This is a genomic window from Enterobacter mori LMG 25706 (genome assembly GCF_000211415.1).
Taxonomy (GTDB): domain Bacteria; phylum Pseudomonadota; class Gammaproteobacteria; order Enterobacterales; family Enterobacteriaceae; genus Enterobacter; species Enterobacter mori.
Genome location: NZ_GL890775.1, coordinates 378,358 through 389,861, shown reverse-complemented (window position 1 = coordinate 389,861; position 11,504 = coordinate 378,358). Strand labels below are relative to the sequence as shown.

Genomic DNA, 11,504 nt, shown 5'->3' with positions numbered 1-11,504 from the left:
AGGCCCGGTAAGCGCAGCGCCACCGGGCATTATTTTGACCTGGCTTCCAGCGTCGCAAACCACGGCGCGATAAAATCTTCCGTCTGGCCCCAGCCCGGAATGATTTTCCCCAGAGACGCCACGTTCACCGCGCCCGGCTGGGCGGTCAGCAGCGCCTGTGGAATGGCTGCCGCTTTGAAATCGTACGTCGCAGGCGTCGCTTCCCCGGCAATCTTGTTCGCCACCAGACGCACGTTCGTCGCGCCAATCAGCTTCGGATCCACCGCCACGCTCACCTTCCACGAACTGCCCGGTTCGCGCATCAGCTGCAGATCCTGGTTGGAGATATCGATGCTGTAGAGCTTGATCTCGGTGCGGCCGTTCTCTTTCAGCGCCTTATACGCGCCCTGGCTGAAGGCGTCCCACGTACCCCAGATGGCGTCGATTTTGCCTTTCGGGTATTTCGCCAGGATCGCCCCCACCTTGTTGGCAGTATCGCCCTGCACGTCAGAGGAGACGGCACCGATAGACTCCAGCTCTTTGATGTCCGGATACTGCTTTTGCAGCTCTTTATAGGCTGCCTGACGACGCTCCATCGGCGGGAAGCCCGCCACCCACAGCTTGACGATATTGGCCTTGCCGTTGAAATCTTTCGCCAGCTGGCCGAAGGAGAGGTTGGTCAGGGAGGCATCGTCCTGCTGGGTCACGGTCACGCCCGGGATCTCACCGTTAACGGCGGTATCAAATACCGAGACTTTGATCCCGGCATCCACCGCTTTCTTCACCAGCGCGGTGGAGTACGGATCGCGCCCCTGAGACAGGATAATCCCGTCATATTTCTGGCTGATCGCCTGATTCACGAAGTCCTGGAATTTGGCATCGTCCCCGTTGCTTAAAAAGGTGCTGACCTTAAAGCCGAGTTTCTTCCCTTCCTGAATTGCCCCGGCAATAAACTGGGTGGTGTTGTCGTCTGAGCCAAGGTTACGGATCACCGCGATGCGGATCGGGCCGTCATGGTTCGCAATGGCAGCCGGAAGCGGCGCGGGCGTAGCCGCGAAGCCTGGCAGAGCCGTGAGCAACCCAAGTGCCACCAAAGAGAGTGCAATCTTTTTCATTTTTTTATCCCGTTGTGTTGTCAGCGTTTTTGTATGTAGGTAATCGCCAGCGCTACCGCGAGCACCAGCCCTTTTATAATGTCCATGGCGTAATACGGGACGGAGAGCATCACCAGCCCGTTCGACAGCACGCCAAGAATGACCGCCCCGACCAGCGTGCCCAGCGCGTTAGGCTTGCCGGATCCGGCCAGCGAGAAGCCGATCCACGCCGCCGCCACCGCGTCCATCAGGTATCCGCCGCCCGCATTCACCTGCGACGAACCGATGCGCGAAGCCAGCAAAATCCCGCCCAGGCCCGCCAGCAGCGAGGCGATCACGTAGGCCGCCACCTTGTAGCGCGTAGTGCGAATGCCGGAGAGACGCGCGGCTTCGGGGTTGCCGCCGATGGCGTACATCCGGCGTCCGTGAGTGGTCAAAGACAACCCCAGTTGCGCCAGCACGGTCACCACCAGCATGACGATCACAATGGTCGGCACCTGCCCCAGCAGGCTGAACGCCGCCGGTATCGTTCCTTCCGCCATGTCGCCGCTCGGCAGCACCATGTTCTCGGTAATCGACCCGCCGTAGCTGTAGGTCATCGCCACGCCCTGGATCACAAACAGGCTGGCAAGGGTCGCGAGCATGTCCGGAATACGCAGGATGACGATCAGAAAGGCGTTAAACAGCCCCACCAGCGTGCAGAGCGCAAGGGTTATAAGAATCGACTCGCTGGTACCAAAGCCGTGCCAGACGAAAAGGGAGATCACCAGCGCGTTCGCCAGCGAGGCGGTGGATCCAACGGAGAGATCGAACCCGCCGATGGTCAATGAAATCGACACGCCAATGGCAATCACCGTCACGATGGCAATCGAGCGCAAAATATTGATGATGTTGTTCGGATCGAGGAAGCTGTCCGACGCCAGGCCAAAGACGGCCACCAGCGCGACGACGGTTAACAGCATGCCCCACTTGTAGAGAAAATCGAAAATCTGCTGACGGCCAGACGCCGCCGCGTTCACTGAAAGGGCCTTGCTCACGACGCCGTTCCTCCGGTTGAATAATAAAGTAGTGTCTCTTCGCGGGCCTCGGCCCCGGCGATTTCCGCCACGATGCGCCCGTCCCACAGCACGCAGATGCGGTCGCATAGCCCGACCAGCTCGGCAAACTCGCCGGAGGCGTAAATGACCCCTTTGCCCTCGCGCGCCAGGCCGTCAATCAGCTGGAACAGGTCGGTTTTGGCCTTCACGTCCACGCCCTTGGTCGGCTCGTCGAATATCAGCACGCTGGCGTCATTGCGCAGCCATTTGCCGATGGCGACCTTCTGCTGGTTACCCCCGGACAGACGGCGCAGCACCTGCCCCGGCCCGCGCGCCCGAACGCCGACGCGGGCTATCACCTCTTCCGCCCAGCGCCACGCCTGACGATGGCCAAACAGGCTCCAGCGCGAAAAGCTGTTATCGGCGCACACGGCAAGGTTCATGCTCACCGGCTCATCGATAAAAATGCCCTCTTTGCGCCGCTCTTCCGGCACCAGCGCCAGCCCGCGCAGCACGGAGTCAGCCGGGTCGCGCGGCTGCCAGGATTGATGATTCAACTCGCCGTTTGCCACGCGGCTTTTGCTGGCACCAAACAGCGCCTTGCAGAGTTCGGTTTTCCCTGCGCCCGCCAGCCCGGCGATGCCGAGGATTTCGCCTTTGCGCAGGTGCAGGGAGATATCTTTCAGCAGCGCATCGTCGTGCAGTCCTTCCACCCGCAGCAGCGTTTCGTTGCCGTGCGGCGGTCGTGCGGGCGGATAGATATCGCTCAGCACGTGTCCGAGCATCTTCTCGACAATCTCTTCGCCGCTAAGATCGGCCATCGGTCCGGACTCGATCAGCTTGCCGTCGCGGAGCACCGTCAGGGTGTCGCAGATGGCCTTCAGCTCGTGAATGCGATGGGAGATAAACACCACGCCGATGCCCTGCTGCTTTAAACGTCTCACCACCGCAAACAGACGCTCGCTCTCGTGCGCATCCAGCGGCGCGGTGGGCTCATCAAGAATTAAAAAACGGCAGTGGTGGGACAAGGCGCGTGCCAGCAAAATCTGCTGCTTTTCGGCCAGCGAACAGCTGTCGATGGAACGGCGTACGTCCAGAGAGACATCCAGCTGCGCCAGCGCCTGTCTTGCCTGCTGGCGGGTCGCGCGCCAGTTGAAGCGATGCCCCGGCTGCGCCAGCTGGTCGAGCATGATGTTCTCGGCGATGCTCAACCCCGGGATCAGCGCTACGTCCACCTCCTGCTGCACGAGGTGGATCCCCAGCCGTTTGGCATCAAGCGGTTCGCGGATCGTCACCGGCTGGTTGTTAATGCTGATCTCACCCTCATAGTGGTTGTGCGTGCCGCACAGCACCGCCATCAGGGTCGATTTCCCCGCACCGTTGGCACCGGTTAGCGCATGTACGGATCCGCCGGTTAAGGTGAAATTCACGCGCGACAGCGCCTGAAAGCCGGAAAAGGCCAGGCTGATACCGCGCATTTCAAGGCGACTGGAAACCATCCGCGTAAATCCTTCATTACTCTTCTGATTTATCGAATTTTTCACAGCTTCGGTTGACTGACAACGACGGAAAAGGCATAACTTAAAGCGAAATATTATTAGCCATCCGGATGTCCAGACATAACATCGGGTTAGCGCTTGCTAAAAAAGGACAACACCATGGGCAACACCGATATCCGCGTCGTGCCTGGCCCGGCGAACTACTTCTCTCACCCCGGAAGCCTTGCGCAGCTGGATACCTTCTTTACCCCGGAACAGCTTTCCCGCGCGGTGTGGATCTACGGCGAGCGTGCTATCGAAGGCGCACGCCCTTTCCTGCCGGAGAGCTTTAACGCGCCGGGGGCGAAGCACCTGCTGTTTAAGGGCCACTGCAGCGAGCGCGACGTCACCCACCTGGTGAACGACGCCGGTAGCGGTGCGAGCGTGGTCATTGGCGTCGGTGGCGGCGCGGTGATGGATACGGTGAAAGCCGTGGCGCGTCGTTTAGGCGTGCCGTTCGTGGGCATCCCCACCATTGCCGCCACCTGCGCGGCGTGGACCCCGCTCTCCGTCTGGTACAACGATGCCGGTCAGGCGCTGCATTTTGAGATCTTCGACGACGCCAACTTCCTGGTGCTGGTGGAGCCGCAGATCGTCCTTAACGCCCCAGCGGAATATCTGCTGGCAGGCATCGGCGATACGCTGGCGAAGTGGTACGAAGCAGTGGTGTTGGCACCTGAGCCGGAGAACCTGCCGCTGACCGTGCGGCTCGGCATCAACGGCGCGCTGGCGATCCGCGACGTGCTGCTGGAGCACAGCGAGGAAGCGCTGGCTGACCAGCAGCGCGGCGAACAAACCCAGGCGTTCAGGGACGTGGTGGATGCGATTATTGCAGGCGGCGGGATGGTCGGCGGTCTGGGCGAACGCTATACCCGCGTGGCGGCGGCGCATGCGGTACACAACGGCTTAACCGTGCTGCCGCAGACGGAAAAATATCTGCACGGCACCAAGGTAGCCTACGGGATTCTGGTGCAGAGCGCCCTGCTCGGTCAGGACGATGTGCTGGCGCAGCTGGTGACGGCGTACCGGCGTTTTAACCTGCCGACCACGCTTCGCGCGCTGGACGTCGACATCAATAACCGGGAAGCGCTGGATAAGGTCATTGCCCACACCCTGCGCCCGGTGGAGTCGATTCACTATCTGCCGGTTGCGCTAACGCCTGACGTTCTGCGCGCCGCGTTTGAGAAAGTGGAATCCTTCAGTCGTTAATCGCGCCGACAGGCTATACCTAATGATGATTCTTTCTACTCTTGCAACGAGGTCATCATGCAGATCGATTTAACAGGTAAAAAGGCGCTGGTTACCGGCGCCAGTCGCGGGTTGGGTCGGGCAATTGCACTCTCACTGGCGCGCGCCGGTGCAGATGTGATTATTACGTATGAAAAATCGGCCGATAAAGCCCAGGCGGTCGCCGATGAGATTAAGGCGCTGGGACGACACAGCGAAGCCGTGCAGGCGGACAGCGCCAGCGCGCAGGCGATTCAGGATGCCGTCACCCATGCAGCGCGCTCCCTCGGCGGGCTGGACATTCTGGTCAACAACGCGGGTATCGCGCGCGGCGGCCCGCTGGAGTCCATGACGCTGGCGGACATCGACGCCCTTATCAACGTCAACATCCGCGGCGTGGTGATCGCCATTCAGGAAGCGCTGGTGCATATGTCCGACGGCGGGCGCATCATCAACATCGGCAGCTGTCTGGCAAACCGCGTGGCGCAGCCGGGTATCGCCGTCTACTCGATGACCAAATCGGCCCTCAACTCCCTCACCCGCGGGCTGGCCCGTGATTTAGGGCCGCGCGGCATTACCGTTAATCTGGTGCACCCCGGCCCCACCAACAGCGATATGAACCCGGAAGACGGCGAACAGGCGGAAGCCCAGCGCCAGATGATTGCGGTCGGTCACTATGGCCAGCCGGAGGACATCGCGGCGGCGGTCACCTTCCTCGCCAGCCCGGCCGCCGGGCAGATCTCCGGTACCGGTCTGGACGTAGACGGCGGTTTGAACGCCTGATCGCAGATTTTCTGTAAGCCTCTGTCGCCCGGCAGAGGCGTTTCCGAGCCGCTTCGACGGTTTGTGTTTTGCCTCTTACCTGCGTTTTTTCTCCGCTCTACAGTACCCCATAAGAAATTCGGAATTTATCTAATAGTCTTATTATTTCCTTATATTTTGTGTGGGCGTACAGTGGAGGTACGGATGAAGATTGTCTGGTCCAATGGTGCAAAGAAGGCGTTTTCAAAGATTGACGAGCGGTATCAGCGTCGCATTGAGATAAAGCTCTCCGAGTTGGATGACCGCTCGGCTCCCAGGCCCGATATCAAAAAAATATCGGCGACAGAAGATCATTTCCGGCTACGCGTTGGCGATTACCGCATCATCTATACGCTTCGGGACGATCCCGATGACCATTGTTATTTTTTGGCCGTCAAGCGCAGAACTTCAACGACTTACCTGCATGAGGAGAGTGCTACCTATGGCTGTACAGCTAATCAAGGACGATAACGGGAAAACGCAGTACGTCGTTATTCCCTATCACGAATATTTTCGTATGCTCTTACAGATGGCAGAAATTGACGACGAAACCGACGACGATCTGGAGGATATTGAGGTCGAACACGATAGTCTGGATGACGTGGAATTGCCAGGAGAAGTGTGCAGCATCATGACCTGGCAGAACGTCAGCCTGCAGGCCGCATGGCGCATCCTGCGCGGCATGTCACAACAGGAAGTGGCGGAGAAACTCGGCATCAGCCAGTCCGCCGTGTCACAGCTGGAAGCGCTAGACTCCCGTCCGCAAAAACGCACCCGTGAAAAGCTGGCTGCGATCTACGGCTGCAAGCAGGAACAGATCAGCCTCTATTTACCGAAAGAGGGTTAACAGCACTTCGCCCCGCCCTTGCCGCCGTAGCGGGCGTCCTGGCGGTCGCGGAAAAATTCTTCGTAGGTCATGGGCGTCTGGTCCGGATGGTTGACGCGCATATGCTCGACGTAGTTGTCGTAGGCCGGCACGCCAATCATCATTTTGGCAGCCTGGCCCAGGTACTTACCTGCTTTGGAAAGGGGGGCGAACATAGGTCGTTTCTCGTTTGTTTCCCCCTCACCCTAACCCTCTCCCCACAGGGGAGAGGGAACTTACAACACCCTCTCCCCTTTGGGGAGAGGGCCGGGGTGAGGGGTATGTCTGATTAAATTAATGCGCCCCTTTGGCCTGGGTGACAATCTCTTCCAGGTTTTCAGGCATCGGCTCGTAAGGTGTCTCTTTCGCCGTTGGCTTGTCGACTTTCAACGCCGCCAGCGCGGTTTTGAGAGAATACAACGCCAGCACCACGACCACCACCATAAAGAAGATAGTCAGCCCGGCGTCCAGACGGTTGTTAAACACCAGTTGCGACAGCTGCGACTCGGTGTACTGCGCCGGGATCTTACCGCTGTCGATCATCGCCTGGAACTTGTTGGCGATTGCCAGGAAGCCCACCTTGTTGTCCGGGCTGAAGGCTTTCTGCCAGCCTGCCGTCAGGGTACAAATTAGCAGCCATGCGGTTGGCACTAACGCCACCCACGCGTAACGCTGGCGCTTCATCTTGAACAGCACCACCGCGCAGAGCATCAGCGCCATGCCCGCCAGCATCTGGTTGGCGATACCAAACAGCGGCCACAGGGTGTTAATCCCACCCAGCGGGTCGACCACACCCTGATGCAGGAAATAGCCCCACGCCAGCACGCACAGCGCCGTCGCCAGCAGGTTAGCCGGGAGCGAATCGGTACGCTTCAGGTTCGGGGAAATCACGCCCAGCAGGTCCTGGAGCATAAAGCGCGCGGCACGGGTTCCTGCGTCCACCGCCGTCAGGATAAACAGCGCCTCGAACAGGATGGCGAAGTGATACCAGAAGGAGACGTCCATCAGCCCGCCCAGCGCGCCGTGCAGGATGTAGGCCATCCCCACCGCCAGCGTCGGCGCACCGCCCGCACGAGAGATGATCGACTGCTCGCCCACCTCATTAGCAATGTGCGTTAGCGTTTCAGGGGTAATGGCAAAACCCCAGCCGCTCACCACCTGTGCAGCAGACGCCACCACGTCAACGGTTCCGGCAGGTGCCAGCACCGCCATCGGGCTGTTCATGGCGAAGTACACGCCCGGATCGATAATGCAGGCCGAGACCAGCGCCATAATGGCGACAAAGGACTCCATCAACATGCCGCCGTAGCCAATCAGGCAGGCCTGATTTTCATTCGCCAGCATCTTCGGCGTAGTGCCGGAGGCAATCAGCGCGTGGAAGCCAGACACCGCACCACAGGCGATGGTGATAAACAGGAACGGGAACAGGTTACCGGTCCAGACCGGGCCGGTGCCGTCAATAAATTTGGTCAGCGCAGGCATGGTCAGGGTCGGACGCATAATCAAAATGCCGATGGCCAGCCCGACGATGGTGCCGATTTTCAGGAAGGTGGAAAGGTAATCACGCGGAGCCAGCAGGAGCCACACCGGCAGCACCGCCGCCACAAAGCCGTAGCCCACCAGCATCCAGGTCAGCTGCACGCCGGTAAAGTCGAAGAACGGTGCCCAGGTTGGGCTTTCCGCCACCCAGCCGCCGGAGATAATGGCGAACACCAGGAACACCAGACCAATCACCGACACTTCACCAATGCGCCCCGGGCGCAGATAGCGAATGTAGATCCCCATAAACAGCGCCAGCGGAATGGTGAAGGCAACGGTATAGGTCCCCCACGGGCTGTGGGTCAGCGCTTTCACCACGATCATCGCCAGCACCGCGAGAATGATCACCATGATCATAAAGGTCGCCACCAGCGCAATCACCCCAGCGGTGGCCCCCATCTCCTCTTTCACCAGCTCGCCCAGCGAGCGACCATCGCGACGGGTGGAGACGAACAGCACCATGAAGTCCTGCACCGCGCCCGCCAGCACCACGCCGGCGAGGATCCAGATCATCCCCGGCAGGTAGCCCATCTGCGCCGCCAGCACCGGCCCCACTAGCGGGCCTGCCCCGGCAATCGCCGCAAAGTGGTGGCCGAACAGCACTTTTTTGTCGGTCGGAACGTAGTCCAGCCCGTCGTTATGGCGGACGGCAGGCGTCATGCGCGTTGCATCAACCCCTAATACGTTCTTCGCGATATAGCGGCCATAAAAACGGTACGCGATCAGATAAATGCAGACGGAGGCGACGACGATCCAGAGCGCATTGATCTGTTCCCCCCGGTTGAGGGCGATATAGCCCAGGGCAAAGGCTCCCACAACGGAGAGCCCTGCCCATGTAAGGTATTTCCCTGAGTTGTTCATAGTGGTTATCCGTTGTTGTGAAACAGTGAGATGTTACATTTTGTTTCTAGAACAACCGGAAAAATTTAACAACTTTGAAACGCAATAATGCGTGGTCAAACCAGACATTTACACCACATTGGTAAGCCGATCACTTTCGTGACGTCCTCGGTCACACTTTTGCCTTTTTCATCCATGCGCCGCCTTACGGAATGATTTGTATCATTTTTTTTGCTCATAACCTCGCCAGAATGATCCTGCGCAATCGCGTACATACAAGGAAAAGGATATGAACAGTTCTGTACCTCAGGATCATAAGGTCGGGCCGGGCGCGTACTTCGCCCTGGCGTTTGCAGCCGTTTTCTTCTCCGGCCTGTTAGGCGGAAAAGAGTGGTACGGCGTCTTTGATTTCACCACCCTCAACGGCGCATTTGGCAAAGTGGTCAGTAAAGCCAGTCTGGATGACGGTACGTTAACCACAGCCAGCAGCGCCTTTCGCGGCACCGGCGGCAGCGGCGCGATGGACGGGTTTCTCTTCGCGCTCGGTTTAATTCCCGCGGTGATGTTCGCGCTGGGGATGATCAACGTGCTGGAGCACTATGGCGCGCTGCGTGCCGCCCGCAAACTCTTAACCCCTCTGCTGCGCCCGCTACTGGGCATTCCCGGCACCACCGGGCTGGCGCTGATTGGCAGCCTGCAAAGCACCGACGTGGGTGCGTCGCTTACCCGCAATCTGTCAGACGAAGGGCAAATCAGCGAAAAAGAGAAAGACGTTTTCGCCATGTTCCAGTTCTCCGCCGGGGCGATGATCACCAACTTTTTCTCTTCCGGGGCGATCCTCTTTACGCTGGTCGCCGTTGACGGCACGGCGGCGGTTCCCACGTCCATCGGAGCCTGTATCGCCGTCATGTTCATCATGAAAATCGTGGGCGCAAATCTGCTGCGATTGATCCTGTCCTTCACCCGTAAAGGAGACGCCGCATGAGTGCCCCACAGTCTAACCCCGTCATTACCGATGTCTTCGTCGAAGGTGCGCGCAAAGGCTGGAGCATTGCCACCAGCAGCACTCTGCCCAACGTGGTGATGGCGTTTATCATCATCAAAGCGCTGGAAATTACCGGTGCCCTGAAAGGTCTGGGCATGATCTTCGCCCCGTTAATGGGCCTGTTCGGCCTGCCGGGTGAGGCCGCCGCGGTACTGATTGGCGGCTGGATGTCGATGGGCGGCGGGATAGGCGTCGCCATCGGCCTGTTTGATAAAGGCATTATCACTGGCGAGCATCTGGCGATCCTAGCACCCGCCATCTACCTGATGGGCTCACAGGTGCAGTATCTGGGCCGCATTCTGGGCGTGATCGGTACCCGCGCCAAACGTATCCCGCTGATGATCGCCATCTCGGTCGTCAACGCGTTTTTAGCCATGCTGCTGATGCGCATTATTCTCTGAACAGGACGTGAACATGAATCTTGACCACTACATTGAAGAACTGAAAACCCTGGTGAACGTGGACTGCGGCACCCAGACCATTGCGGGTGTTGCCGCCGTGGCAGGCATCATGCAGCAGCTCTGGCAGCGCGAAGGCTGGCACACCGAGCAGGTAAATCTGGGCGATAAGGTGGGCCCCGGCGTGTTCGTCAGCAATAAACCGCAGGCCGAACGCTTTGACGTGCTGCTGGTCGGGCACCTGGATACCGTATTTGCCCCCGGCACCGTCGCTGAGCGCCCGATGAGCGAGGACGATACCCGCCTGTACGGCCCCGGCGTCTCGGATATGAAGAGCGGACTTCTGAATATTTTGTGGGCAATGCGCGGGCTCGACGCCGCAGACAACGATCGTCTCGCGATTGCCGTCGCGATGAACCCGGACGAAGAGACCGGCTCTGTCCATTCCCACGAATGGATTGGCGAGCTGGCTAAACGTTCCCGCTGCGTGCTGGTGTGCGAAGCCGCCCGCGCCGACGGCTCGCTGGTGAAAGCGCGTAAAGGGATGGCGGGCTATCACCTCACCTTTAGCGGCGTGGCGGCACACGCGGGCAACGACCCGGAGAAAGGTCGCTCGGCAATTACCGCGCTGGCAAACAGCGTCATCGCCATTAATGCGCTAACCGACTGGGATCGCGGCACCACGATCAACATCGGGGTGATTCACGGCGGCAGCGCGGCCAACGTGGTGGCGGATAACGCCGTAGCCGAACTTGACGTGCGCTTCTGGGAAAACGACGAGTACGACCGGGTGAATCAGGCGCTGGAGGCGTTATGTGAAAAAAGCTTTTTAGACGGCGTGACCACTACGCTTGCGCGGGTGAATCACAAACCGGCGATGGCAACCAGTAAAGCGACTCAGGGCCTGATGCAGCAGGTTGAAGCTGCAGGAAAAGCGGAGGGTATCGACATTACCTGGCAGGCGGTCGGCGGCGGCGGCGACGCCAACCACACCGCTGCGCTCGGCATCCCGACGCTCGACGGCCTGGGGCCGATTGGCGCCGGGTTCCACAGCCCGGCGGAGTGGCTGGATAAAGCGTCGATTGAGCCGAGAATTCGATTACTCAGACGTGTAGTCTCTATGCTCTAATTTTGCACTACA

Annotated in this window: 12 protein-coding genes; 7 read left to right on the top strand and 5 right to left on the bottom strand. The window is 59.5% G+C overall.

The genetic code is table 11. The annotated features are described in order from the left end of the window. Positions 1–29: 29 nt before the first annotated feature. Genes ENTMO_RS0106860 through ENTMO_RS0106850 form a run of 3 tightly spaced genes read right to left on the bottom strand, consistent with a single transcriptional unit; the run spans position 30 to position 3,609 of the window. On the bottom strand, positions 30–1,094 hold the full coding sequence (locus tag ENTMO_RS0106860; RefSeq protein WP_010428467.1) for a sugar ABC transporter substrate-binding protein: 1,065 nt from the start codon (positions 1,092–1,094) through the stop codon (positions 30–32). A 20-nt stretch (positions 1,095–1,114) separates the two neighbouring features. After that, positions 1,115–2,110 (bottom strand): ABC transporter permease, encoded by a 996-nt coding sequence (locus ENTMO_RS0106855; RefSeq protein ID WP_010428466.1) that lies wholly within the window; start codon positions 2,108–2,110, stop codon positions 1,115–1,117. Further along, positions 2,107–3,609, bottom strand: coding sequence for a sugar ABC transporter ATP-binding protein (locus tag ENTMO_RS0106850; protein WP_010428464.1), 1,503 nt, complete (start codon positions 3,607–3,609; stop codon positions 2,107–2,109). The genes ENTMO_RS0106855 and ENTMO_RS0106850 overlap by 4 nt, the downstream gene beginning before the upstream one ends. A gap of 159 nt (positions 3,610–3,768) precedes the next feature. Here ENTMO_RS0106850 and ENTMO_RS0106845 point away from each other — a divergent pair, with 159 nt between their 5' ends. From ENTMO_RS0106845 to ENTMO_RS0106830, 4 genes are all read left to right on the top strand, one after another. Next, on the top strand, positions 3,769–4,857 hold the full coding sequence (locus ENTMO_RS0106845; protein WP_010428463.1) for an oxidoreductase: 1,089 nt from the start codon (positions 3,769–3,771) through the stop codon (positions 4,855–4,857). Between the two features lie 57 nt (positions 4,858–4,914). Then, the gene (locus tag ENTMO_RS0106840; protein WP_010428462.1) at positions 4,915–5,658 is read left to right on the top strand and encodes an SDR family NAD(P)-dependent oxidoreductase; all 744 of its coding nucleotides are present in this window, start codon (positions 4,915–4,917) and stop codon (positions 5,656–5,658) included. A 183-nt stretch (positions 5,659–5,841) separates the two neighbouring features. After that, on the top strand, positions 5,842–6,147 hold the full coding sequence (locus ENTMO_RS0106835; protein WP_010428459.1) for a type II toxin-antitoxin system RelE family toxin: 306 nt from the start codon (positions 5,842–5,844) through the stop codon (positions 6,145–6,147). After that, positions 6,119–6,523 carry a helix-turn-helix domain-containing protein gene (locus tag ENTMO_RS0106830; RefSeq protein ID WP_010428455.1) on the top strand — a complete coding sequence of 135 codons (405 nt, stop codon included), beginning with the start codon at positions 6,119–6,121 and terminating at the stop codon, positions 6,521–6,523. Before ENTMO_RS0106835 ends, ENTMO_RS0106830 begins: the two co-directional genes overlap by 29 nt. Here the strand turns inward: ENTMO_RS0106830 and ENTMO_RS0106825 are convergent. Together ENTMO_RS0106825 and cstA are read right to left on the bottom strand one after the other, a co-directional pair. Next, positions 6,520–6,717 (bottom strand): YbdD/YjiX family protein, encoded by a 198-nt coding sequence (locus ENTMO_RS0106825; RefSeq protein WP_010428453.1) that lies wholly within the window; start codon positions 6,715–6,717, stop codon positions 6,520–6,522. The genes ENTMO_RS0106830 and ENTMO_RS0106825 overlap by 4 nt on opposite strands. A 118-nt stretch (positions 6,718–6,835) precedes the next feature. Then, positions 6,836–8,941 (bottom strand): pyruvate/proton symporter CstA, encoded by a 2,106-nt coding sequence (gene cstA / locus ENTMO_RS0106820; RefSeq protein ID WP_010428450.1) that lies wholly within the window; start codon positions 8,939–8,941, stop codon positions 6,836–6,838. A 268-nt stretch (positions 8,942–9,209) separates the two neighbouring features. Between cstA and ENTMO_RS0106810 the strand changes: the two genes are divergently transcribed. Genes ENTMO_RS0106810 through ENTMO_RS0106800 form a run of 3 tightly spaced genes read left to right on the top strand, consistent with a single transcriptional unit; the run spans position 9,210 to position 11,492 of the window. Continuing rightward, complete coding sequence (locus tag ENTMO_RS0106810) at positions 9,210–9,905, top strand: nucleoside recognition domain-containing protein (protein WP_010428444.1); 696 nt, start codon at positions 9,210–9,212, stop codon at positions 9,903–9,905. Then, entirely contained in the window at positions 9,902–10,366 is a 465-nt protein-coding gene (locus ENTMO_RS0106805; protein WP_010428441.1) for a YjiG family protein, read from the top strand. The genes ENTMO_RS0106810 and ENTMO_RS0106805 overlap by 4 nt, the downstream gene beginning before the upstream one ends. Positions 10,367–10,379: 13 nt before the next feature. Next, on the top strand, positions 10,380–11,492 hold the full coding sequence (locus ENTMO_RS0106800; protein WP_010428438.1) for a M20 family metallopeptidase: 1,113 nt from the start codon (positions 10,380–10,382) through the stop codon (positions 11,490–11,492). Positions 11,493–11,504: the final 12 nt, after the last annotated feature.

Excerpts from the sequence above, each read along its gene's own strand:
- ENTMO_RS0106860 (WP_010428467.1), bottom strand. The coding sequence starts at position 1,094 with ATGAAAAAGATTGCACTCTCTTTGGTGGCACTTGGGTTGCTCACGGCT.
- ENTMO_RS0106850 (WP_010428464.1), bottom strand. The coding sequence starts at position 3,609 with ATGGTTTCCAGTCGCCTTGAAATGCGCGGTATCAGCCTGGCCTTTTCC.
- ENTMO_RS0106845 (WP_010428463.1), top strand. The coding sequence starts at position 3,769 with ATGGGCAACACCGATATCCGCGTCGTGCCTGGCCCGGCGAACTACTTC.
- ENTMO_RS0106840 (WP_010428462.1), top strand. The coding sequence starts at position 4,915 with ATGCAGATCGATTTAACAGGTAAAAAGGCGCTGGTTACCGGCGCCAGT.
- ENTMO_RS0106835 (WP_010428459.1), top strand. The coding sequence starts at position 5,842 with ATGAAGATTGTCTGGTCCAATGGTGCAAAGAAGGCGTTTTCAAAGATT.
- ENTMO_RS0106830 (WP_010428455.1), top strand. The coding sequence starts at position 6,119 with ATGGCTGTACAGCTAATCAAGGACGATAACGGGAAAACGCAGTACGTC.
- ENTMO_RS0106825 (WP_010428453.1), bottom strand. The coding sequence starts at position 6,717 with ATGTTCGCCCCCCTTTCCAAAGCAGGTAAGTACCTGGGCCAGGCTGCC.
- cstA (WP_010428450.1), bottom strand. The coding sequence starts at position 8,941 with ATGAACAACTCAGGGAAATACCTTACATGGGCAGGGCTCTCCGTTGTG.
- ENTMO_RS0106810 (WP_010428444.1), top strand. The coding sequence starts at position 9,210 with ATGAACAGTTCTGTACCTCAGGATCATAAGGTCGGGCCGGGCGCGTAC.
- ENTMO_RS0106805 (WP_010428441.1), top strand. The coding sequence starts at position 9,902 with ATGAGTGCCCCACAGTCTAACCCCGTCATTACCGATGTCTTCGTCGAA.
- ENTMO_RS0106800 (WP_010428438.1), top strand. The coding sequence starts at position 10,380 with ATGAATCTTGACCACTACATTGAAGAACTGAAAACCCTGGTGAACGTG.